This is a genomic window from Sphingobacterium sp. 40-24, from assembly GCF_001899705.1.
In the GTDB taxonomy this organism is placed as follows: domain Bacteria; phylum Bacteroidota; class Bacteroidia; order Sphingobacteriales; family Sphingobacteriaceae; genus Sphingobacterium; species Sphingobacterium multivorum.
The window spans coordinates 71,933-96,213 of the sequence record NZ_MKWH01000060.1; the positions used below are offsets into that span (position 1 = coordinate 71,933).

Sequence of the window (24,281 nt, forward strand, 5' to 3'; positions counted from 1 at the left end):
TCGGGTAGGAAGTGCGGACTAACTTAGGGGCATAAAAAGTAAAGTCATTTGTAGCGAATTCATAATTATATCGTTAACTATGGTAATTATAAATTTAATTGACCTTATAGTTATATTTTATGAAAAGAATTTGGCTTATCCTATTAGGCTGTATAGCGCTTTCGAGCTGTGATAAAATCGAAAGTAAAGGAATGTATCTAGCTAGCGTGCCCATATTCGAAACAATGGAAAGTATACGAGCTAAAACTAATCCCGTAAGCGGCCCTACGACAATTGTTCAAACCGGAAAGATTTATATTTATCAAGATTACTTGTTTATAAATGAGCCAGGGAAAGGAGTTCATATCTTTAATAATGTTGATCCGTCAAAACCCGTGGCGATGGCATTCTTAAGTATTCCCGGCAATGTGGATCTTGCGGTTCTAGATGGAAAGCTGTATGCGGATAGTTTTACAGATTTGTTGACCTTCGATCTCGAAAATCCTGCATCTCCAAAATTATTGACACGAAATAAGGATGTGTTTAAGATGTTGCTTCAAATGGATTACTTGAATAATACTGCCGATCGCATCATTACAGGATACCGAGATAGCCTGGTAAGCTATAGCCAAAAAGATAAATATTCACCTTATGATCGAAAAGAACCTCTCTATAACGAGACCAATTCGGGCTCGGGACAGGGCGGATCCATGGCGCGATTTACCATTGCCAATAAACATCTATATGCCGTGGACCAAACGATGTTGCACCTTTTTGACGTGCAGAATGCGAGTAAACCTGCCTATGTAAAGGATATCAAAATAGGTCCTGGCATCGAAACAATTTTTCCCTTTAAAAACAACCTGTTTATCGGCTCCAATACAGGTATGGTGATTTATGATGTCACGACGGCATCAGCTCCCGTAGAGCTGTCGCGTTATACACATATTCGTGCCTGTGATCCTGTCGTTGTCAATGAGAAATATGCCTTTGTAACCTTACGTGCAGGCGTGGTATGTGGGGGGCAGCAAAATTTGTTGGAAGTTATCGATATCCAAGATTTGACGAAACCGATGCTGAAACATAGCTTCACTTTGGAGAATCCTTACGGACTGGCGCTATCGGACCACACGCTGTATATCTGTGATGGAAAATTCGGGTTGAAGTCATTCGATGCCAGTGATGTTAGTCAAATAGGTAATAAGCTTTTAGAAACTCACAAAGACCTGATGAGTATGGATGTTATCGCTGGACCAAAATCGCTAATTATTGTTGGAGAAAAAGGTGTACATCAATATGATTATAGCAATAAGGCCAAATTGAAGGAATTGAGCATTATTCCTGTTATTAGACCCAATTAAGACACTATTTCAAGAGCTTCCTTATTCTGATATGAAAAGACTTTCGATTGCCATTTTGGCTCTTCTCGGGTATTTAACTGTTGATGCCCAAACAAAAAAATATACAAATCATAATGAATTTTCGGTTATTACTTATGGCCCTGCTTTTCTCGAATCTGGATTTGGCCTACATACATTCCATGGGGTGCAGCTCCATGAAAATATCGCTCTGGGTTTAAATACAGGGGTGGATAGGTATCCTGTAAACAATGAAGGATCAAAATGGTTTTTACCACTCTCAGCCAAAGTAAATTATGTGGAATTCCCTGACAGAAAACGTAGTTTTTTTGCAGGATTGGATTTAGGCTATAGTTTTGCTTTCTTGAATAAAAATCTAGTCGAGAGCAATTTAAAATATGAATATCAGGGTGGCTTGTTGGTAAATCCACAGCTGGGTTGGCGCTTTAAATTTAAGAATTCAGCGAAATATTGGTCTTTGGCAACAGGATATCGGTATCAGCACTATAGCCGAAAGGATACTTATACGCGACCCTCAGCAAGTTTGCCAGACACTAGCATAGGGTATGGAACAACACAAATGGATAAAAAATATGATCTGCACCGTTTTACTTTACAGGTAGGATTTGGTTTTTAGGTATCGATCGGATGTTTTTTTTTATTAACAGGTGTCGATAGCTTGAAATGTAAAAAAATAGCGTAAGTATACGGTTCGTTTTTCAAATCTAGGCCGATACTGACGCTATTTCACTCTTTTTTGTGGAGCTTACTTATTCGCTGTCTAAAAGCTGTAATACCTGCGTAAGGTATTTCTCATCGACTTCATCAAAACTATTTAATTCACTGCTGTCAACGTCCAGCACACCGATAATCTGCCCCTGTTTAAAAACGGGTAGCACGATTTCGGACCGCGAGAGCGAACTACAGGCAATGTGTCCCGGAAATTGCCCCACATCAGGAACAATCAATGTTTTTTCCTCTGCCCAAGCACCCCCGCATACACCACGACCTTTCTTGATACGCGTGCATGCAACGGGTCCCTGAAAAGGGCCTAATACGAGCTCGTCTCCATCGACGAGATAGAAACCAACCCAGAAAAAATTGAATTGTTCTTTCAGTGCAGCAGCGATGTTAGCCAAATTGGCAATTTGATTCGGCTCGCCTTGCAAAAGTCCTCCAATTTGAGGAAGTAAATTTTGATATTGTTCTTCTTTGCTACCTTTAGCTATTTGTAAATCCTCTGCCATAAAAATCTATGTAAAAAAAATAATCATGCATTTGCTATCAGGATTACAATTGCCAAGCATGTTTTGCCTGTCCGGAAAGCTTCACGGCATATTGAGTTCCAACCTGCATGAAATGAAAAAGCGCTAATACGCTGTTCAAAGTTAACAGAATATTAGCGCTTTCTTATCAGGCAAATGTTATTATTTCTTGGTGTTGATAATATTCACCCGAATGTAGTTGCTTCTTTTGCCGGAAGGCGTTACAACAACGGCTTTGAAAACACGTTCCTTACTATTAGGAACCGTAATTTTCACTGGACCTGTATATTCTAAATCCAATTCTGAAGGATCGTAGTTGTCCAATGTGTAATAAATTTTGGCCCCTTCAACAGATGGTTTCAAGCCTCTGATCGTATATTCCGAAGCATATACGGTGGTATCTGTTATGCCATATACTTCCGGTACACGATAGAATGTATTGGTTTGGTCAAGTTTAGCCAGCTGATTTGCTGCACGCTGTTCTGAGAAATTTTTCCAATTCTTTTTCTCTGGCTGTGTCCAGGCAATTTCAGAAAGCGCTAAAACGCGCGGTAACACTGTAAATTCGACTTTATTGGATGATCCAATATACTCTGTCCAAATATTTGCTTGTACACCTAGAACGTGTTTCTTGTTGTTTTCAGCAATTTTGCTAGGCATTGGATCTGACGAATATACTTTGCTCAATGTGGAAAGTCCGCCGATACTTAAAGGTTCTCTGTTTTGATCAGGACCTTGTTTGTGATCAAAATATAGACCATAGCTGTTTGCCGTTATGATCACATCGTGACCTTGATTGGCTGCATCAATCGCACCTTGGTCGCCTCTCCAGCTCATGACAGTCGCATTAGGCGCTAAACCACCCTCTAAGATCTCATCCCATCCAATGATACGTTTACCTTTGCTATTGATATATTTTTCCATACGTTGGATAAAATAGCTCTGTAACTCGTGTTCATCTTTGAGGTTGTTATCTTTGATTCTTTTTTGACAAAATGGACATGTTTTCCATTTTGTTTTTGGACACTCATCACCGCCGATGTGGATATATTCACTCGGGAATAGGGGAATGACTTCATCAATGACATCTTCCAACAACTTGAATGTTTCTTCTTTTCCGGCACAGAAAACATCGTCAAAGACCCCCCAAGTCTGCGCAGCCGTGTAAGGTCCTGGCTTATCACCACAGCCCAATTCTGGATAAGCCGAAAGTGCTGCTAACGCATGCCCAGGCATTTCGATTTCGGGTATAATTGTTACATATTTAGCTTTAGCATAAGCAACCACTTCTTTGATTTGGTCTTGGGTATAGAAACCGCCATAAGGTGTGTTATTATAATCACCATCTGTCTTGTAGTTACCCAGTAGTGTTTGCTTGCGGTAACCGCCAATCTGAGTCAATTTTGGATGTGATTTGATTTCGATACGCCAGCCTTGGTCGTCTGTCAAATGCCAATGAAACGTATTCAATTTGTAAGACGCCAGAATATCAATGTATTTTTTTACAAACTCTACTGGAAAGAAATGACGGCCAACATCGAGATGTAATCCACGGTAAGCAAAGCGAGGTTCATCCTGGATTGAAGCTTGTTGAATTTCTATGCTGGCCTTTTTATCCACAGGTAGCAACTGGATCAACGATTGCATACCATAAAATAGACCGGCAGCTTTTCCGCTAATAGTTGCGCGGTCTGAACTTATGTTAAGTTCATACGCTTCAGCATTAGTGGATTTTGCGTTTTTGGAGGAGAAATAGATCGTATTGCTGCTCGCTGATTTCACTAGGGATAAATTGAGACTGTAGTTGCTTTTTAGGAAATCCTGAAACAGCGTTGCAACTTTTTTGTCCTCTTCGCTATCAAAGGCGATTTTGGTGTTAGCGTTGATTTTAAATGTACCATTTTTAATTTGAACCTGTTGCGGTAAGGGCACAATGTTCAAGGTAGCATCTTTCTTTTCTTGCGCAAATACTGCTGCTCCTATACTTAGAGCCAGCGCAAGTGAAAATAGTTTCTTCATGCGTGAGATTATAACTGAAATAAGAAGTTCTAAAAATAGGTGAATAAATACGTTTTAGCAAAGAGGAAATGTAACAAATAGGGTATGAAAACACTGTTGAAAGTGTTTTTGGGCACTTAGAAGTAGTTTGGATAATAACGTGTTTGGGTTAGATCAATCGTTTGTTTAGTCTGTTAAAGGGGATATTTTACTTCGGGGAATAGTATCTAAATTTAGGTAAAAAAATATGCCTTTTTAAATGTTCGTATCTCCTGGTGAGCTGATGCTTTATCACTAAACCTTCTTTCGTTGTACAGATTATTTCGATCACGTGAAGGGAAGATAACGACCTTATAACTTCTTCTGAATGAAGTCGTTTTTGATGCGTTTTTAATGCTTAGTTTATAGGTACATTCAACGGAGCTGATAGGGCTTTATCCGAATAAGGTCCGAATGAGGTCCCTATAAAGTCCCTATCAGCTCCTTATTATTTATAGCAATATCTTTTTGATGTTTCAAATTTGAAGCACTGTTAATAAGGCGCGAAGTATTGCAAAACTGAGGTTCGGGAAATGACAAAGGAACCCGAAGGTTCCTTTATATCTTTTACGCTACAGCATGAACAGCACGTATCCGTCATCTAATGAATAATATCGGATATGTTCAGCAAATGTTTATGCTTTAAAGTCGTTTCAATGCTAATTTGATCATATCCTCTACGGAAAGATTGCTTTCGGTCTTTAAAATGGTATTTAACACCTTCTCTGCCGCGACTTTGTTGAATCCGAGCATCACTAGTGCTGACAATGCTTCGTCCGGAACTGATTGGGATTGGATAGGTGATGCCAAAGCTTCGAAGCCCTGTTTTTTTAATTTATCCTGAAGTTCCAGTATAAGACGTTGTGCTGTTTTAGGGCCAATTCCTTTAATCTTTTGAATGAGGGCAACCTGGCCATTGACGATGGCAGACTGGATCTCATCGGGTGTGTTTGACGATAGGATCATACGGCCTGTATTGGGGCCAATACCAGAAACAGAGATCAAATTTTCGAATAATTTTTTCTCGCCTTCTGTTGCAAAGCCATAAAGCGTGTGTGAGTCTTCCCGAACTTGAAGTGAAATAAATAGTTTACAGTTTTCCTGATCCTTGATTTGGGAGAAGGTATAGAGCGAGATGTGGACATAATAACCAATCCCACTCACATCGATAACAACATGAGTGGGGGCTTTATATGCTAATTTTCCAATGAAATATTCGTACATAGTATACGAATATAGGAAGATTTTAAGCTATTCTATAAATTTTTAAGATGTGCTTGTACATCTACTACGGCAATGGTAACCATATTGACGATTTCGCGCACAGAGCTATCCAGTTGCAATACGTGAATAGGTTTGTTCATACCCAGAAGGATTGGACCTACTGCCTCAGCTTCACCAACTTCTTGCAATAATTTATAAGCGATATTTCCGGACTCCAAATTAGGAAATACAAGTGTATTCGCCGATTTTCCATTCAAGCAGCTGAACGGGAAGTTTGCGGTCAACATTTCGCTGTTTAAGGCGAAGTTTGCTTGTAAATCACCATCAGCAATAATCTCTGGATGTTGATCGTGTAGAATCTGCGCTGCTGCTCTTACTTTTGTTGGCGTTTTTCCTTCACTTGAACCAAAATTAGAGTAAGATAGTAATGCAATACGTGGCTGAATGTTCATACGTTTCACAGCTTTATCCAGTAACAGCGTAATGTCTGCTAATTCTTGTGCTGTAGGGTCTTCATTTACGGTTGTATCGCCCATGAAGATTGGTCCTTTTTTAGTTAACATCATATACATACCTGCGACACGGCTGCCTGGTTTAGCACCGATTACATGTAATGCCGGACGGATTGTATTTGCATAATTTTTGGTCATACCGGAAATTAGGGTATCAGCTTCGCCAAATTCCACTAAAGAGGCGCCAAAATAGTTGCGGTCGTACATCAACTTACGGGCGTCGTATTTCGAAATACCACGACGTTGCCTTTTGCTATAAAGATGCTCAATAAATTTCTTCGAGCGCTCCGTTTCGTTATCAACTTCAGCAACTGGGTCGATAATTTCAAGGCCATCCAGTTCAAAAGCATATTCTTTGATTAGACGTTCGATTTTATCTCTTCTACCCAAAAGAATTGGAATCGCAATACCTTCTTCTTTAACAATCTGTGCCGCACGTAACGTTTTGTAATTGTCTGCTTCTGCAAAAACAACACGTTTAGGATCTCTTTTAGCAGCCATGGTCAAATTGCGCATAATCGCATCATCTTTACCAAGACGTTTACGTAGGGAATCGCTGTATTGATCCCAGTCTTCGATTACGGTCTGTGCTACACCTGATGCGATGGCCGCTTTTGCAACAGCCATAGAAACTTCAGTGATCAAACGCGGATCGGTAGGTTTTGGAATGATATATTCTTCCGAGAATTTTAAATTGCTGGTATTATAGGCTTGATTTACTTCTTCTGGAACAGGTTGTTTCGCCAAGTCTGCAATTGCACGCACTGCAGCAATTTTCATTTCTTCGTTAATTGCTGTTGCACGTACGTCCAAAGCACCACGGAAGATATAGGGGAAACCCAATACATTGTTTACTTGGTTAGGATAATCTGAACGACCTGTACCCATGATAATATCGTTACGTGTTGCCATCGCCAGATCATAAGCAATCTCAGGATTTGGATTTGCCATCGCCAATACAATTGGGTTCGGAGCCATTGATAACAACATCTCTGCCGACATGACGTCTGCTGCCGAGAGACCGATAAATACATCTGAATCTTTTACAGCGTCTGCCAGTGTGCGAATATCGCGATCTGTTGCATATTGTGCTTTCATACTGTCTAGATTTTCTCTATCGGTACGGATTACACCTTTGCTATCCAGCATCACAATATTTTCTTTGCTAGCACCTACTGAAATATACATTGCTGTACATGACATTGCAGCTGCTCCGGCGCCATTGACGACGATTTTTACTTTTGAAATATCTTTACCAATAATTTCACAGGCATTGATCAATGCTGCACCTGAAATGATTGCAGTACCATGTTGGTCATCGTGCATCACAGGGATGTTCATTTCTTCTTTTAGACGGCGTTCGATTTCAAAACATTCCGGTGCTTTGATATCTTCCAGGTTGATACCTCCAAAAGTCGGCTCCAATGCTTTGACGATATTGACGAACTCATCGACATTTTTGGTGTCCACTTCGATGTCAAATACATCAATGTCGGCAAAAATTTTGAATAATAAACCTTTACCTTCCATAACTGGTTTACCAGCTTGGGCGCCGATATCGCCTAAGCCCAAAACTGCTGTACCATTACTGATCACAGCAACAAGGTTTCCTTTTGCAGTATATTTATAAGCATCTTCTTTGTTCTCAGCAATAGCCAAACATGGCTCCGCTACACCTGGAGAATATGCTAATGATAAGTCTCTTTGCGAATTTGTTGGTTTGGTCGGAACAACAGCTATTTTACCAGGTCTACCCATTGCGTGGTAGTTTAATGCTGCCTGTTTACGATTAGTGTTACTCATTACGATTTTATTAATTTAAGGCTACAAATCTATCATTCTTTTTGATAATTGGAAATATTTGCCAATATCTTATTATAATTAGACAATAATATGTTACTTCAGGACATCCAATAGTTTAAACATTTGCTGACGCATGCTGGACGCCGATCCTGCATAGTTGTTGACCAGTAAAGTATAAGTAAAAGACTGCCCTGTTTTATTGGTATGCACACCTGTATAACCAAGTACGCCGCCAATTGTTCCACTTTTCATCTTCATATTGTTATAGGTGGGAAGACTTTCGTAGAAGGCAGGATACCAACTCTGTTTTTGTGCATACTGCATAATCTTATTCATCGCTGATGTCGTCACTCGATTTTGAGGCGAGAGTCCCGAACCGTCCATACTATTGAGTTCACTGGATTTTATACCTAATTTGGCATTCCAATATTTTTGTACATAATACGCGCCATCGTCGGTGCCCGTTTTACCAGCTGTTGTATAAGCAATCGCTTTCAACAAGGCCTCTCCGTAAAGGTTGATGCTCTTTTGGTTAAACCAGTAGACAATTTTGTCTAAGGTTGGAGATAAATGGATATCGAGGGTCTGTTTTTTTGAAATATCAACTGAATCCATCTTGGTCCCGGTAGCTGGTAGTTCGCTGGCGGGAATACCGTTGTTACTTAGTACTTCATTTAATTGATAAGCGAGATCATAGGCCGGGTCTGGCGAAGAGAGCTCGATAGTTTTCTTGAGGTCCTGTCCATAGGTGCCGCGCACAAATATCTTTGTCGAATAGGGAGCGGCATAGGCGTACACATTGTCTCCGCTTCCCGATTTACCCGTGGTTGTTTCATTGATGATTTCCAGATACGGAACTGGCGTTGTGTAATTGGCGATCTCAGCTTTAGCTCCGACTTTAGTGCTTGGCAGAAAATTTATGCCAAAGGCATTTTCACACCAATTGAGGGAAGAAATTCCAGCACCATAGTAATTGCCCATGTCGGTCCAGATCCAGCCCCCTGGAAGCTGGTTGCCATTGTAAAGCCGGTCATCGGCGATGATTGCCCCGTTAATACTTTTGATACCGGCATTCTGGATTGCTGTAAGCCACTTGTTCAGTATTGTTGTTGCTTGAGTCTCCGGGTAGCGGGCGCTGCCGAGGGTAGGATCTCCAGTACCTGTCACTATAATATTTCCGTTTAACACTCCGTTCTCGTCGATTTCACCTGTATAATACAGGGTTGTTTTGAACTGAAAATTCTTGCCCAGGAAGTCCAGGGCCGTAGCCGAGGTGATTACCTTCATGGTGGAGGCTGTTGCTAGTCCGATATTTTCATTTGCTGCGAATACAGTCTGGCCTGTTTTTGCGTCGAAAACAGTCAATGAGCTTAAACCATTTCTGAGGTTTTCCTGATTTTGAAATTGCGTGAACGCATCCTGAATTTTACCGCGAAGATCCTGTGCATATACTGGCGTAGCAACGGTCGTTAACGTGTAGGCTGAAAAGGCAATGGCACTTAGCACAAATTGGTTCATATATACTATTTTTTATCGTCCTATAGTTATCCAGTTCATCTTCGATGAGCTTGTAAACACGGTTATCTATATTCGTGCTGGCAATTCTGGATATTTCATCGGATTTATTGTAATTACTGGAACACTGCCAATTTTAGGAAAAGCGTTCGCTGTAGTTCGTTTGTTTTATTTGGCTTAAAGTTAGGCATTCGACCCTAAAAAATCCTAACTTGCATAAAATTGTATAGACGACATGAAGCATATCGAAAAATTAGCTGCCATTCGTGAGGCGATGAAGGTTCAGGGAATCGATGGATATATCATTCCATCCTCAGATCCTCATATTAGTGAATATCTACCGGAACGTTATAAATGTATTGCCTGGGCGTCTGGTTTTACCGGATCAGCAGGTACGTTGGCAATCACACAGGATTTTGCCGGTCTTTGGACCGATTCTCGCTATTTTGTCCAAGCAGTGGAACAATTGGAAGGAACAGGTTTTGAATTAGTGAAATTGAAAGTGCAAGGCGCAGCGGAGTATGCCGATTGGTTGGGCGAGCAGTTGGGCGCTGGTGCTAAAGTTGCTTTTGACGGCAATCTCGCTTCTTTATTAGTGGCTCAATCTGTTCAGCATACTTTGGAGCCTTTGGAGATCAAAGTAGATGGCCATGTTGACCTGTTATCGTCATTATGGGAAGGACGACCAGCGCTGCCTAAGGCACAGGCCTACCTGCTGGACGAAAATATTACGGGACAGTCAACGGTTTCTAAAATTGAAGCTGTTCGTGCGGAGTTGAAAAAGAATAGAACGGAAGCTCATCTGATCTCATCTTTGGATGACTTGGCCTGGTTATTAAACATCCGTGGTCAAGATGTACCATGTAATCCTGTTGTTTTGGGATTTGTATTGATTACCCCAGAAAATGCAACGCTTTATATCGAACCTTCGAAGCTGACAACTCAGGCGACTGAAGAACTTAAAGGCTATGGTGTGGGTGTTTCGGCTTATGAAGATATTTTTGAAACGATTCCTACATTGGATGTTACTTCAATTTTAATTGATCCTAAACGTACCTGTTTTGCTGTTTACGATAGCATACCTAAACAGGTTAAGATTGTTGAGAAAATAAACCCTTCAACAAGTTTGAAAGCGATTAAGAACAAGGTTGAAGTTGAAAATAACCGCCATACGTTTGTAAAAGATGGTATAGCGTTGACGCGTTTCTTCAAATGGTTGGAAGAGAATGTCTCCTCTGGTGAGCTTTCTGAATTATCTATTGCGGAGAAATTACGTGGATTTCGCGAAAGTCAAGAGGGTTTTGTCGATGTCTCATTCACGACAATTGCGGGATACTTGGATCACGGTGCCCTACCGCATTATTCAGCCAATGAAAAATCGAACTATATATTACAACCTAAAGGTTTACTATTGGTCGATTCTGGCGGACAATATACTACTGGTACAACGGATATTACAAGGGTGGTAACGCTTGGTGGTCTTACGCAGGAGGAAAAAGAGGATTATACGCTTGTACTCCAGGGAACAATAGAAGGCTCTCAGGCCATTTTCCCTACTGGAACGCGCGGCTATCAGATCGATGCCATTACGCGTCGTCCATTGTGGGAAACATTGCGCAATTATGGACATGGTACAGGACATGGCGTCGGTTTCTTCCTAAACGTACACGAAGGTCCGCAAGTGTTCAATGCAGCTGCAATAGATGTTGCTGTTGAACCAGGGATGATTACATCGATAGAACCCGGATTGTATCGCGTAGGCAAACATGGTATCCGCATTGAAAATCTTGTGTTGACCCGTAAGGCAGGTTCTTCTGAATTTGGAGACTTTCTGGATTTTGAGACACTAACAATATGTTATATCGCAACCGATTTAATCGAAAAATCCCTATTGGATAAAAAACACATTGCTTGGTTGAATAACTATAATCAGTGGGTGTTTGATCAATTATCGACTCATCTTACTGCTGAGGAAAAGAATTGGTTGGCAGACAAGTGTCAGGCGATTTAATCCAAAAAGAATAACAACAGTGGTTATCCGCTGCGCACAACACGAAGTTGTCAACATAAACGGTCCCCCAATACTTAGGCAGAAAAGTTGGGGGACCGTTTTTTTAATCGGTTTTTTTCAAAATCTCATAAATGGATTCTTTTCCAAAAGGTTTCAGAATAAAACCGCTTATAAAAGGGTAATTTGCCAGTTGCTCCTGATCGTTTTTGCTCGTGGAGGAACTGACGATAAAAATCTTGGTTTGCTTGATGAAATCGGTCCGGTTTTCAAGTACATCCATTAACTCCCAACCAGTCATAAATGGCATATTGATATCCACAAAGAGTATTGCTGGCATCAACGACTGGCTGATGTCATTGTTCTCCAAATAATCCAATGCATCCAGTGCATTTTTGAAAGAATGAAAGTCAATTTCATATTCGGTAAATCCCTGTAGCATATGGGCGAAAATAGTCCGTAAAATGGCATTATCATCAATGAGAATGATCGTTCTTTTGGTTTCAGGAGTCATGGTCTTTTTGATTAATAATTGTTTTCATCGTGTCAATAACCCTCATCTTGGTTTTGATTGACAGCGCAGTTTTTCTTTCACTCTTTTATATATGAGATCACGCTGTCCAGGATCGTAGCAGTTATTTTCTGCTTCAGGATTGAACGCTGATTTTTTTATTATAGCTGTATCAGCGGATCTGTATATGCTTTTTCTAAAAATTTGACATAAAAGGTGCTACCCGAATCGATTTTACTTTGTACATCGATTTTTCCACCCAATGATTCGATCTGATATCTAATGAGAAACAATCCGACACCTTTACTCTCAAATCCACGGTGAAAAACCTTTTTGAACATAAACAGCTCCGATTTGTATTTTGGCAGGTTAATGCCCAGCCCGTTGTCTCTAACCGTTAATAACGTTCCTTCTTGTTCCTGATGTGTATGTATTTCGATCTTAGGGGCTCGGTCTGTCGCTGTAAATCGGAGCGCATTACTGATGAGGTTGCTGAAAATACTTTCCAGATAAATCTTAGGATAATAGATGTCTTTTACATTGAATTCGATGGAAATAGTTGCATTTTTTTGCTGTATTTCTTCCATAAATTGCTGCTGCACTTTTTTGAATATATCTAAAAAATTACATTGTTCATAAATCAGTGAATTGTTTGATTTAATATCAAGTATTCCGTCCAAATTATGTAACGTTTCAGTCAGATCGTCACTGCTCGTATGCAGCAGGTTCACAAAATCAGCCTTTATTTTTTCATCATGTGTTAACTTAATTTCAGCAATAAGCATCTGTATATTGCTGAGTGGGCCTTTTAGATCATGAGCAAGTATGTTCGCAAATTCTTCCAGTTGCCGTATTTTGGTTTCAAGATCTATTTTGACTAAATCCGATTCAATTTTTTGCCGTTTTAGGATTTCGATATTCTTTTTTGATTCGGAAATATCCTGCACCTGGACGATGAGAAATTGTGCGGTATTGGTATTATCAAAAACTGCCGCAACCGTTACAGAACACCATACAAAATGTCCTAATTTATGTATATAGCGTTTTTGAAGCGTAAATGCGTCGATTTCACCCCTGACAAGTTTTTCTCTAAGTTCAACATCTTTGTTTATATCGTCGGGGTGCGTTCTATCAGTAAACTTGGTTTTCGACATTTCTTCGTGAGAATAACCAAGAATTTTGGTTAACATATTATTGGATTCTATGGAGTAGCCTTCGAGACTCGTCAATGAAATTCCCAGACCTGATAAATAAAATGCTTGATTAAACTTGTGTTCATTGAATTTACTTTTTTCATTGGACTCGACTTGTTTTGTAATGTCGGAAATAACCAGGGCTACCCGGTTCTGAGCCCTATGTATAGGTTTAATCTGTAAACGATACCATTTGTCCTTGTGCTCGTTTAAATTGGATTGAAAATCCATCTTAAGTTCGCGGTCCAATTTTAATGAATTTTGTATCAATTGGACAGTGGGTACAGCAAGATCCGGCGGAAAGAGTTCTGTGAGACTCTTGTTTAGAAATTCTTCGGGACTGTAGAACAAGAGATCTGGATTGTTGGTCCAGTAGTTTTTAAATACACCAGCATCGGTTACTTCAAATACGAGATCATTCAATGAGGCAACAAGCAATTGAAGTTGGTGTTGTTTATCTTCCAGGACGCGGTTTTTATTGACCAATTTCGATACATCCATAAATGAAATTAAAAGACCTTTTTTATTGTCTTTTATCATAACATGAACATCGAATTGATACCATTTAAACTCTTGATCCTTTTTTCTTCCTAGGATAATTTCATTTTGGTCTTGGTTTTTGGAAAGAGCTGTAAAAAATGGCGTTTCTGTAGGCGACAATACCGAAAGATCATCTGCTGTGTAAAACGTTATTAATTCCTGTATTTTGTAGCTATCTGCCGTACTATCGAGGTCTAAAAGTTCTTGAGCCCTTTTGTTGAATAGTAGAATAGTGCCATCATCTGTGGTCGTGATTGTTCCCTCCAACCTTGTATTTACAGTTTGATCAAAAAGCATAGATAAAGAGTCCCGCTGCTGATGCATTATTCAACCATATTTAGGGTTAATTTTCTCATTTAAAAGTATAAGCAACTCATTGAGTACTTAATTTGCAAAATTGGTAACTTTTACCCCAAAATAATAAATAAATATTAAAATATGTAACTTTTTATATAAAATACTAGCAGGTATATTGTTATGTATGCATAACAATATACCTGCTAGTATTTTACCTCTTCTGTGCCTAAGACCTTCTGTCTAATTCTTAATTTTTTCTAGCCACATCCAGTTGAACCAAAGTGGTTGTACTTGTTTACTATTAAAGGTTATGATATACTTTCCGGGCTTATCGAATTTAAATTTGCCGATGCGGTTTTCGACAAATTCTTCTGTATAATTGTTTTCATTGGGCTCGACCACCATTTTGTTGGTCGAAGCAAAACTTCCTTCCAACCGCTGATTGGTCGTACTGACTTCAAAAACACTGTTTTCTTTATTGGGATTATGTGCTGAAAAATCGAGTGAGTAGATGCCCGCTTCAGGGATGGTTACCTCCCAATCGATCTTCGTATCCCCCGTCAGGATCGCATGCGTTGGGTTTTTGCCGTTATAGCGTACAATTTTGAGTCCTTGGTTGAGGCTATTGGTTGATTTCAATGAAAAGCCACCAAAGGTTGATTCTGGGACCGTATTTTTGTCTAGTTCCACCGGCCCATTAAAGGTTAATTTAACTTCTGAAACATAATGATCCGGCTGCGCGTCAGGCAATTGGATATGGATTAAACTGAGACTTTGATCAAATTTTAGTGCCGTTGATACACTTCCCTTCATCAGGGAAACCTGTTCTGGTGTCGATTTGATTCCTGTAATCCGAAGTGTATGGTCTAAGGGCCAATTAAAGACGTGTGCATACACGACTGTTTTTTGCCCTTCCTTTTTAGTTGTCAGGTAACCCCAATCGAACTGGTTGTTTTTTAGATCAAGGCCGGTGCTGCCGTAGATGCCCTCTCCGTATGTGTTTAGCCAATTTCCGACTTCGTGCAGACGACTGACACTTTCGTAGGGCACCATTCCATTGGCACGTGGTCCGATATTTAAGGTGAACCCGCCGTTGAGACTTACATTGGAGATTAAGGACTGGAAAATTTGACTGGTTGATTTCCATTCATTTTCCTGGCCATTGTATCCCCAAGAATGGGCAATCGTCCCAGGGGTTTCCCAGGGATGGTTAATGTAATTGCTACCAAATTGGTTGTCACCTAATGTCTCGAAATCCACATTCTCTGCATCCGTAGGAAGGCCTAGGCGTGAATTAATCAAGCAATTAGGTTGAAGTTCACGGATAAGTTTGACAACTTGAAGTAATTGTTCTTTTTTAATAATAGATTTTTGATAAGGGATCCACATGTCGAACCATATCAAGGCAATGTCGCCATAATTGGTCATCAGTTCGCGCAGTTGAGGGATGACTTTTTCTTGCCAATATTGATTGTATTGGGCATCGGTAACATGTCCCGACAGCTCCTGTTGATGGTTCCAGCCGTATGGATGTTCCCAGTCAATCCAATGTGAATAATAAAAACCCAATTTCATGCCGTGCTTTCTACAGGCTACTGCAATATCTTTGATGACATCCCGATTGGAACCACTCAATTGTGGAAGGCTATAATGACCAACTTTTGTGTCCCAAAGAGCAACACCATCGTGATGTTTGGCGGTGATGATAATGTATTTCATCCCAGCTTCTTTTGCTAGAAGAACCCATTGCTCAGGATCTATTTTACTCCAGTCGAAACGTTTTGCCAAGGTACCGTATTCTTCTTTGGAGACGCGGTTGCGATATCTTAACCACTCAGCATAGTTATTCATATAACGTAAGGGTTCACCCTTCCACATGCCTTCGGCTGCACTGTACAGCCCCCAATGAATGAACATGCCAAAGCGGGCATCTTTAAACCATGAGGCTTTTTCAGAAGTTTGTGCAAATAGTTTGGCTGAAATACTGAATAGCAATAATGACAGAATCAGTAGTCGCTTGATTGATGGTATCATAAAGGTTGTTCTGTTTTTTGACTTACAAGATAGGCAAAAAATCGAATATCGATCCTTAAATTGGGTTTTGAAGTGGCTGTGAAGGATAAAATGTCGTCTGTAAAAAAGTGAAAACCCCTCGTATTTAAACGAAGGGTCTTTGTTTAGTATGAAGCTTTAACGCGATTATTTCAAGTTAAAGGCCTGGATAATCTTTTTAAAAACTGCTGTATTGTTGTAGATGCCAATAAAATTTTGCGCACCTGGTCCATAAGCAAAGACAGGTACCATAATATTGGTATGGTCATCGCTACTGAAATTGCCCCTAACAGTTCCCTTTTTATAATTGGCATCCAACAGGGAAAGTCCGCCAGTTTCGTGATCTGCAGTGACAATGACGAGTGTTTCACCATCTTGGTCCGCAAATTTTAGGGCTTCCCCGACAAGCCGATCAAAGTCATGTTGTTCGGTAACAACATAGGGAAGATCGTTGGCATGGGCTCCATAGTCAATTTGTGCACCCTCGGCCATGATAAAGAAGCCATTTTTATTTTTAGACAAAAGCTCAATCGTTTTTGAGAGGGAAGTTTTTAGCATTTCTCCCCGTCCATCGAGTATTCTTCGTGTCGCAGAATCCGCCAGGAGTACGAGCTGTTTGCCTGATGTCGCTTTTTCAAAATCACCTAAATTTTGCTGAAGCTGATAACCTTTTGCCGTCAGTTGCTTCATCAGCGTGTTATCCTTGTTGTTGAGGAAGCTTTCGCGACGGGATCCAACGAGAATATCCACATGGCTATTTTTGAAATCTGCCGCAATTTCCTGTGACATGGTCCGATCGATCTGATGTGCGTAAAATGCAGCCGGGGTGGCATCTGTAATATCTCCCGCACTGATTATACCGCTTTTGATCCCGTGTTGAGCAAGTGTATCAGGAATAGCGCTCAACAATTTACCGTCTGCATCCACGCCAATGTAACGGTTATTGGTTTTATGTCCAGTAGCCAAAGCTGTCCCGCCCGCAGCGGAGTCTGTAAAATCCGAGTTGGATGCTTCGGTGCGCGAAAGACCAATATGTTTCATATTGATGATATTGGACTGACCAAAATTGGCACTTAAACCTGCTTGTATTTGGGCTAAGCCCATTCCATCACCAATGAGTAAAATAACATTCTTGACCTTGCTCGTTGCACCATCATTTTTATAGGTTGGCTGATAGGGAATGTAGGCCTTTGGATTTGCGTATTCGACTTTAGCGTTATTTAAATAGAAATTCTTAAGTGCAGTAGGGTGGTCTGTATTGATCCAGTCTACCCCCATGTGACCAAGCTCTTTCCAACTATTGGGACTATCTTTCGTAGCCCAAAAACGAAAGGGTTTACCTAATTTATGCGCTTTGTCTATTACAGATTTCATCTTTTCAAGGTCGGGCGGAGTGGGAGTTCCTTTGCCATTCCAGACAGAATACTGCTTAATATCCTGACTGATCATCCCAATATGTTTGAGCTGTGCCGGCGTATAGTCTTTTTCCGGCCTACCATCAAAATAAATCATCGATGGATAATTGTCGAACTTTTCGGGCGGTGGGATTTCACCGCTGACGACAATTTTAATGGCGGAAGGATTTTTCTGCTGGTCGAATACAGATTCGTTGCCCTTCAAATCGGCTAACAATTTAGACAATACCTGTTCGTAATTTTCCTTAATATCAATCACAAGCTGCAAGGTTTGCTCAGGTTTGGCATAAGGTTTATTGCCGTTCTCCTTAAAGAAGGCAATTAAAGGGTCGATGTAAAGTTTTTTTAATGTCTTCCCTGGTTTGATTTCGCTGCTTTCATGAGCAACGTAGAGCTCCCCATTGCGGTAGAAGACGTCCGCTTCGATAGAGCCCATTCCAGCATAGTAAGCCTCCAACAGCGGGATTTGTTGTTTGTAATCATTGTGGCTATGACCTGCATTGGCAGTCAGTTTCTGTTGTGCAGAAACTGACTGAATGCTTAGGCTGGCAAATAGCAGCCACATTAATTTAGTGTTTTTTACCATCCTGCATTTTGTTTAATGACACCGGAACTGTTGTCGATCTCGCGTTGTGGAACTGCCCAGACATCATGTACTTGCGGATTGAAATTTCTAGCCGGCCAAATTACAGCACCATCAAAATCGTGTAGCGGTTTGGCATAGGTAGCTTGCGCATCGCCCCATCTGACCAAATCGCGGTGACGGTCTGCCCATTCACCAGCAAGTTCATTGCGGCGCTCACGTTTTAGGTCAGCAAGGGTCATTCCGCTTTTTGCGATTAAACCAGCTCTTTTTCTAATTTTATTTAATTCGGTATCACCAGCACCAGCGCCATTTAAATTAATGGCCGCCTCAGCTTTAATCAATAATACTTCGGCATAACGCATCAAGGGTACATTGAGGTCTGTAGTGCCGTTGTCACCATTTGGATTGACATGTGTTGGAATAGGGTTGGCATATGAAAATGGTTCCATGTACTTTTTGAACTGATAGTTCGAAGTCGCGCCACCGTCTTTAGTAAATGTACGTTCTGCGCCAAAAAACTGGAATTTGTCTCCTGGTTTCAAGATTGTTGCTTCACGACGCAAGTCACCTGTTTCAAAAGAATCGTAAAGTTCTTTTGTCGGCAGATAGTAACCCCAGCCGTTGTAAATTCCCCAAGCTTTGTTGGTCAACATCACACCTGGAAGTTTGCTGCCCCAGCCAGTACCACCACCATTTGGCGTACAGACCACCGACCAGATATATTCTTTGGACCAGTTGTTGGCGGCTTTAAACACATCCACAAAGTTGGTCAATAATTCATGTTTGCCCGAACTGATCACCATATCCGCGTACTTCGCTGCATTGGTATAATCTTTTTTGTACAGATATACTTTTGATAAATAGGCCCATGCAGCTGTTTTGTGGGCTTTACCATAATCGGTATCCTTCATCTCAGAAAAATAAGGAAGGTTGTCGGCCGCTTTTAATAGCAGTGAAATGATGTAATCGTAGTTTTCGTTAACGTTGTTTGCTCTGGCTACCGGAACGGAAGCATCTGTTTCAGGCGTAACAATAGGCACACCTGCCTTGTCGTTACCATAGTTTGCTGCCAGCTGAAAATAAACCAGGCCTGCATTGAAATAGGCGTCACCAATGATTTGTTTTTTTCGAGCTTCATCCATGGAGATATTGGGAACATTGATAATAATATCGTTGGCCCTTTTTATAATCGCATAACGCATGCTCCATTGCGATTCTGTATAACCGCCACCGATGTAATTGCGGTTGAAATTTTTGATATTGTCCGCTTCGGGTTTGTTACGTCCGGTCACCATGTCGTCACTGGCATTAATAAACCAGAACATTCCACGGCCATAATAATCCTCTTCGTTGTACTTTTCATACATACCAGCTTCTGCTTTGATCGCATCTTGTTCCGTTTTCCAGAAATTCTGTGCAGACGGGGAGCCCTCTGGCGTTATATCTAACTGTTTGTTGCACGATGCAAAAAATGCTAGTGCAGCTATTGCAAGGTATTTTATATTCGTTTTCATTTTTTTTTATTTTTTAGGGCTGATAAGTATAACTCATCTGCATTGTTTTAAGATTAGAAATTGACATTTAAACCGACAATAAAGCTTCGGGCTTGTGGATAACGGCCGACATCAAGACCATTGTTATCCATCCCAATTTCTGGGTCAAAACCTGTATATTTTGTAATGGTGAACAGATTATTGGCTGTTGCATAAATGCGTACGTTACCCGTCTTAAATTTGCTTGCAATTGATTTTGGTAAAGTGTAGCCTAATGTAACGTTACGAATGCGGAGGTAAGAACCGTTTTCAATGTAAAAATCGGATGCATTGAAGTTTCCGTTCGCATCTGAGGTGGAAATGATTGGCACTTTACCATTTGGATTTTCTGGAGACCAGGCGTCCAAAATACCCGTTAACTTATTGTAAGAAGGGCCACTTGCACTATACGTTGTTCTTTTGATAGCGTTGAAAAGCTTGTTGCCTTGAACGCCCTGAGCAAAAATATTGAAATCAAAATCCTTATAATTCGCATTAAAGCTCAATCCATAGGAGAAATCCGGGTATGCACTGCCCGCAAAATAACGATCTTCAGGTCCGATTGAACCATTGCCATCGATGTCTACAAATTTGAAATCTCCTGCTTTTGCATTCGGCTGAATTTTTTGTCCATTGGCGTTTTTGTAATTATCAGCTTCGGCCTGACTCTGGAAGATACCATCTGTTTTGAGCACATAGTAGCTGTAGAGCGGTTGACCGACGGTAATAGAGAGCGGAGCCAATTCATTTCTGAAATTAGTACCCACAGCAATGGTGTTCAAGCCCGGTGCTAATTCTTCAACCTTGTTGTTTAATTTGGTTAAGGTTGCATTGATGGAATATGTAAAGTCGGAATTTCTTGAACTATTATAGGTCAATCCTAGCTCGATACCTCTGTCTTTGACTAAACCCGCGTTGATCGTTTGACTATTTAAGCCTGCTGTACCTGGTAGTGAACGGGTTAAGATCATTTTATTTGTTTCCTTAATAAAATAATCGGCGACTAAGTTAAAATGGTTGAAAATTCCCAAATCTAAACCTATATTAGTCTGTTTACTTTCAGCCCAAGTGAGGTTCTTGTTGGCCAGAATCGTTTGTACGTATCCTTTTTGTAAGGTCGGTGTTTGACCGAAATAACTTTGTGTCGATGCTAGTAGCGGGTTGACAGCTGCAGCTGACAAACTACCGAGATTACCTAAAATACCATAGCTACCGCGTAATTTTAATTGATCTAACCAGGTTACTGATTTTAAAAACTCTTCTTTGCTGATTACCCATCCTGCTGATGCAGAAGCGTAGTTTTTAAATCTATTTTCCTTTGTCAACATGGATGACCCATCGCGTCTACCAATCAACGATAATAAATATTTATCATTGTAACTGTAGTTTGCTCGTAAGAATAGCGAGGATATTGCTGTTGAAGCGTAGCCACTTTCTGAAGGTTGAATGGTATTGGCATTTGTTAAATAACGGTATTGTTTGGACTCATCATCAAAGCCTGCTCCGGAAGTATATAGATAGGTGTTTTTTGTCTTTTGGAAGGTATAACCACCGGTTAGGTCAAGTTGATGCTTGCCGAAAGAAGTTTTGTAATTTAAAACTTGTTCTGCAAGGATATCGTTTGCATCATCAGCTCGTTCAACCAGACTATTGCTCAAAACGGGTTTGCCTATTTCCGGACGTCGTGGTGTAAAACTTTTATATCTAGCGTTTGATTTAGTAATACTTAAGTTGGATCTGAATGTTAAGCCTTTTGCCAATTGGATGCTCGCATAAGGATTGACAACAAGGACATTGACCGGATTGTTGATGTCGATGCGCATCAGTTCGGCAACAGGGTTAATGATATCACCGTAATCGCCCGGGAATGGCCCTGGTAGACCGGCAAAGCTGCCATCAGCATTGTAAGGAGTTCCATTGGTTGGATAATAGATGGCAGATAATAGCGCTCCTGTATAATCGCTGCTCGTATTGGCACCATTTCCATTGGTACTGCTGTAGGATAAGTTTTCACCAACTTTCAACCAGGGGGTAAGTTGATGTTCTGAATTTATACGGAAGTTATAACGCTTGGTTTTCGTATTTAGGACAATACCTTCGGCGTTGCGGTAATTGAAACTGAGGTAAAAACTAGATTTTTCGCTACCACCATTAATTGCAGCATTGTAATCCTGTAGTGCTGCATTTCTAAAAACTTCGTCCATCCAGTTTGTTTTGGTGACTAAACCTTCTGGGTATTTGGTCGGATCAAAAGCAGGTAGGATAGTTGTTCCACCATTTTGAGCGGCTGTTGCAGCGACTTGTGCACGTTGTTCGGCATTTAAAGGCTGTAATTTTCGCCATGCACTTTGTTGACCTAACTTGGCGTCAACGCTAATTTGCATCTGTCCTTTTTTTCCTTTTTTAGTGGTGATCAATACCACACCACCAGAAGCTCTGGCACCATAGATTGCTGCAGAAGCATCCTTTAATACAGAAATAGACTCAATGTCGTTGGGATTTAATTGTGGCGTACCTAGGAAAATGGAACCATCAATAACATAGAGTACATTTTCACCATTTATACCACCAGCACCGCGGATATTGATACGGGGTGAAGCAGTTGGGTCACCACCTTCGTTTGTGACAATAACACCTGGCGATTTTCCGGCCAATACTTCGCCAACGCTGTTGACAGACCTAGACGATAATTTGTCAAGTGAAACCAAGCTTACAGCGCCCGTTAATGTCTCTTTTTTCTGCGTTCCATAACCAACAACAACAACTTCGGATAGGGTCGAACGTTCTTCGCTTAGCGTTACATTAATAACTTCATTTTCACCAACTGCGACTTCCTTGGAATGGAATCCGACCATCGAAAAAGAAAGTACAGCTTGCGGTCCTGCCTCGATTCGGAAGGCTCCTTTTGTATCTGTTGTCGTTCCAACCTGCGTACCAACTACTTTTACAGAAACACCTGCGATTGCAGTTCCCAATGTGTCCCGTACAAAACCTGTCACGATACGATCTGCCTTCATGTTTGCTTGTGTGTTCAAGATCACATAGTCCTCTTTTTCCACCGCATTGATTCCAAGCTTATTCAAAAGAGAGCGAACTGGTTCAGTTTTAAAACTGCCGCTTAAGACCGTGTTACGTTCTTGCAATAGATCGGGATTATAAACAAAATGAAGGCCTGAAAGACTCTCGATTTTGTGTAGAATCACATCGAGTTTCTCGCCCTTGCTTATTTTGATGTTTACACTGCTTTTGTCCAGACGTTGGGCCATGCTTGGGGAGGCCATCAATGAACTGCAGAATACCGAAGTAATCGAAAATGCGATGCAGGGATACTTCATGATCCGATAAAAAGAGAATTCTCTTTTGAATGCAGGTGTTTTCATTTTTTTGTAATGATTAGGTAATGAATTACGCATGGTGACTAAGATGTTTTAGGTAAATTTTTAGACATTATTTGTGGACTTTAAATATTTTATCCTTTTCAATCGTACTGTACTTGAGGTGATGTAGGCTGCAGATGATATCCAGTATTTCTGCCGGATTTTGTGTGCTATTGAATGTAGCTGTTGTTTTTAAAGGCGAAAGTGAAGTGTCTTTTAAGATAATTTCGATGTTGTAGACATATTCCAGTCTTTTTACCACCTCCTTAAGTGGTGTTCCATCAAACGCAATGGCTACGGCTGTATTTTTTTCTACTAGGTTGCGCGATGATTGTTTGGTCTCTTTATCATAGCGTAGACTTTGGTTTTTGGTTAATATGCCGAGGATCTTATCATTTTGCTCCACAGCAACCTTACCCGTAGCGACGGTGACTTCGACTTGATCGGAAGCCTGATAAGCTTTTATCCGAAAAGAGGTTCCTAATACTTTAACTGCTAGCTTCGATGCAAGCTGTACCTGAAATGGATGCTTCTCGTCGTGGGCAATGTCAAAGAAGGCTTCCCCCTCAGTAAGTGCTATTTCACGGATATTGCCCTTGAATTTACTTGGATAGCTGATTTTTGAAGATGGTTCGAGGATAATTTCCGAACCATCTGCCAAGACAATCTTTTTATGTTCCCCTGCAAGGGTTGTTGTGACGATCTGCGCAGATGCTGTGATAGGTTGATTATTTACTTTCCAATAAAGAAGTCCTATGGAAGCAATCATTAAAATAGCGGCTGCTATTTTGAATACAGGTGAATACAGCAGGGAAGGTCGTTTACTTCCCTTTTCTGAAATACTGGACTGAATATTGGCCAATAATTGTTCGCGCAGTGCAGCTTTTCGTTCCTGCGGAACTTTTTTTGCAGCGTTATCCAGTTGGGCGTACCAATCTTCGACTTGCTTAATCTCGGCGGCGGTAGCCTCTCCATTTAAATATTTTTGCAGTAACTGCTTTGCTTTTTCTTCCCTCATTTGAATACATGTCACTTCAAATGGGAAATGGTAATAGTCGAAAATATTAGGAGTATATT

15 protein-coding genes are annotated in these 24,281 nt (G+C 40.6%); 3 read left to right on the forward strand and 12 right to left on the reverse strand.

The features are described from left to right. Positions 1-119 precede the first annotated feature (119 nt). Both BGP15_RS22040 and BGP15_RS22045 read left to right on the forward strand, forming a co-directional pair. Entirely contained in the window at positions 120-1,340 is a 1,221-nt protein-coding gene (locus tag BGP15_RS22040) for an LVIVD repeat-containing protein (RefSeq protein WP_286770742.1), read from the forward strand. Positions 1,341-1,371: 31 nt separating this feature from the next. Further along, positions 1,372-1,974: a hypothetical protein gene (locus BGP15_RS22045; protein WP_046672349.1), complete on the forward strand. Its 603-nt coding sequence runs from the start codon at positions 1,372-1,374 to the stop codon at positions 1,972-1,974. 133 nt (positions 1,975-2,107) lie between these two features. Here the strand turns inward: BGP15_RS22045 and msrC are convergent, their stop codons facing one another. The 5 genes from msrC to dacB all read right to left on the reverse strand — a co-directional run bounded on the left by msrC (position 2,108) and on the right by dacB (position 9,696). Next, the gene (msrC, locus tag BGP15_RS22050) at positions 2,108-2,584 is read right to left on the reverse strand and encodes a free L-methionine (R)-S-oxide reductase MsrC (RefSeq protein WP_286770743.1); all 477 of its coding nucleotides are present in this window, start codon (positions 2,582-2,584) and stop codon (positions 2,108-2,110) included. A 180-nt stretch (positions 2,585-2,764) separates the two neighbouring features. Continuing rightward, positions 2,765-4,621, reverse strand: coding sequence for a beta-N-acetylhexosaminidase (locus BGP15_RS22055; RefSeq protein ID WP_286770744.1), 1,857 nt, complete (start codon positions 4,619-4,621; stop codon positions 2,765-2,767). A gap of 660 nt (positions 4,622-5,281) precedes the next feature. Beyond that, complete coding sequence (ruvA, locus tag BGP15_RS22060; RefSeq protein WP_112373856.1) at positions 5,282-5,863, reverse strand: Holliday junction branch migration protein RuvA; 582 nt, start codon at positions 5,861-5,863, stop codon at positions 5,282-5,284. 32 nt (positions 5,864-5,895) lie between these two features. Then, positions 5,896-8,178, reverse strand: a complete 2,283-nt coding sequence (locus tag BGP15_RS22065; protein WP_286770745.1) for an NADP-dependent malic enzyme — start codon at positions 8,176-8,178, stop codon at positions 5,896-5,898. Positions 8,179-8,271: 93 nt separating this feature from the next. Continuing rightward, positions 8,272-9,696 (reverse strand): D-alanyl-D-alanine carboxypeptidase/D-alanyl-D-alanine endopeptidase, encoded by a 1,425-nt coding sequence (gene dacB / locus BGP15_RS22070; RefSeq protein ID WP_286770746.1) that lies wholly within the window; start codon positions 9,694-9,696, stop codon positions 8,272-8,274. A 232-nt stretch (positions 9,697-9,928) separates the two neighbouring features. Here dacB and BGP15_RS22075 point away from each other — a divergent pair, with 232 nt between their 5' ends. Then, positions 9,929-11,704 carry an aminopeptidase P family protein gene (locus BGP15_RS22075; RefSeq protein ID WP_286770747.1) on the forward strand — a complete coding sequence of 592 codons (1,776 nt, stop codon included), beginning with the start codon at positions 9,929-9,931 and terminating at the stop codon, positions 11,702-11,704. Positions 11,705-11,807: 103 nt separating this feature from the next. On the opposite strand, the gene BGP15_RS22080 is transcribed toward BGP15_RS22075, so the two are convergent. The 7 genes from BGP15_RS22080 to BGP15_RS22110 form a co-directional block, all read right to left on the reverse strand. Then, the gene (locus tag BGP15_RS22080; RefSeq protein WP_286767618.1) at positions 11,808-12,215 is read right to left on the reverse strand and encodes a response regulator; all 408 of its coding nucleotides are present in this window, start codon (positions 12,213-12,215) and stop codon (positions 11,808-11,810) included. Positions 12,216-12,373: 158 nt separating this feature from the next. Continuing rightward, complete coding sequence (locus BGP15_RS22085) at positions 12,374-14,269, reverse strand: sensor histidine kinase (protein ID WP_286770748.1); 1,896 nt, start codon at positions 14,267-14,269, stop codon at positions 12,374-12,376. A 213-nt stretch (positions 14,270-14,482) separates the two neighbouring features. Further along, on the reverse strand, positions 14,483-16,276 hold the full coding sequence (locus BGP15_RS22090) for an alpha-L-fucosidase (protein ID WP_286770749.1): 1,794 nt from the start codon (positions 16,274-16,276) through the stop codon (positions 14,483-14,485). A 165-nt stretch (positions 16,277-16,441) separates the two neighbouring features. Continuing rightward, positions 16,442-18,295: an alkaline phosphatase gene (locus BGP15_RS22095; RefSeq protein ID WP_286770750.1), complete on the reverse strand. Its 1,854-nt coding sequence runs from the start codon at positions 18,293-18,295 to the stop codon at positions 16,442-16,444. Continuing rightward, a complete protein-coding gene (locus tag BGP15_RS22100; RefSeq protein WP_046674178.1) occupies positions 18,289-19,809 on the reverse strand; it encodes a RagB/SusD family nutrient uptake outer membrane protein in 1,521 nt (506 codons plus the stop codon). The genes BGP15_RS22095 and BGP15_RS22100 overlap by 7 nt, the downstream gene beginning before the upstream one ends. 53 nt (positions 19,810-19,862) lie before the next feature. Then, positions 19,863-23,207: a SusC/RagA family TonB-linked outer membrane protein gene (locus BGP15_RS22105; protein ID WP_286770751.1), complete on the reverse strand. Its 3,345-nt coding sequence runs from the start codon at positions 23,205-23,207 to the stop codon at positions 19,863-19,865. 67 nt (positions 23,208-23,274) lie between these two features. Next, positions 23,275-24,222, reverse strand: a complete 948-nt coding sequence (locus tag BGP15_RS22110) for a FecR family protein (protein WP_201639765.1) — start codon at positions 24,220-24,222, stop codon at positions 23,275-23,277. Positions 24,223-24,281: the final 59 nt, after the last annotated feature.

Excerpts from the sequence above, each read along its gene's own strand:
- BGP15_RS22040 (WP_286770742.1), top strand. The coding sequence starts at position 120 with ATGAAAAGAATTTGGCTTATCCTATTAGGCTGTATAGCGCTTTCGAGC.
- BGP15_RS22045 (WP_046672349.1), top strand. The coding sequence starts at position 1,372 with ATGAAAAGACTTTCGATTGCCATTTTGGCTCTTCTCGGGTATTTAACT.
- msrC (WP_286770743.1), bottom strand. The coding sequence starts at position 2,584 with ATGGCAGAGGATTTACAAATAGCTAAAGGTAGCAAAGAAGAACAATAT.
- BGP15_RS22055 (WP_286770744.1), bottom strand. The coding sequence starts at position 4,621 with ATGAAGAAACTATTTTCACTTGCGCTGGCTCTAAGTATAGGAGCAGCA.
- ruvA (WP_112373856.1), bottom strand. The coding sequence starts at position 5,863 with ATGTACGAATATTTCATTGGAAAATTAGCATATAAAGCCCCCACTCAT.
- BGP15_RS22065 (WP_286770745.1), bottom strand. The coding sequence starts at position 8,178 with ATGAGTAACACTAATCGTAAACAGGCAGCATTAAACTACCACGCAATG.
- dacB (WP_286770746.1), bottom strand. The coding sequence starts at position 9,696 with ATGAACCAATTTGTGCTAAGTGCCATTGCCTTTTCAGCCTACACGTTA.
- BGP15_RS22075 (WP_286770747.1), top strand. The coding sequence starts at position 9,929 with ATGAAGCATATCGAAAAATTAGCTGCCATTCGTGAGGCGATGAAGGTT.
- BGP15_RS22080 (WP_286767618.1), bottom strand. The coding sequence starts at position 12,215 with ATGACTCCTGAAACCAAAAGAACGATCATTCTCATTGATGATAATGCC.
- BGP15_RS22085 (WP_286770748.1), bottom strand. The coding sequence starts at position 14,269 with ATGCATCAGCAGCGGGACTCTTTATCTATGCTTTTTGATCAAACTGTA.
- BGP15_RS22090 (WP_286770749.1), bottom strand. The coding sequence starts at position 16,276 with ATGATACCATCAATCAAGCGACTACTGATTCTGTCATTATTGCTATTC.
- BGP15_RS22095 (WP_286770750.1), bottom strand. The coding sequence starts at position 18,295 with ATGGTAAAAAACACTAAATTAATGTGGCTGCTATTTGCCAGCCTAAGC.
- BGP15_RS22100 (WP_046674178.1), bottom strand. The coding sequence starts at position 19,809 with ATGAAAACGAATATAAAATACCTTGCAATAGCTGCACTAGCATTTTTT.
- BGP15_RS22105 (WP_286770751.1), bottom strand. The coding sequence starts at position 23,207 with ATGAAAACACCTGCATTCAAAAGAGAATTCTCTTTTTATCGGATCATG.
- BGP15_RS22110 (WP_201639765.1), bottom strand. The coding sequence starts at position 24,222 with ATGAGGGAAGAAAAAGCAAAGCAGTTACTGCAAAAATATTTAAATGGA.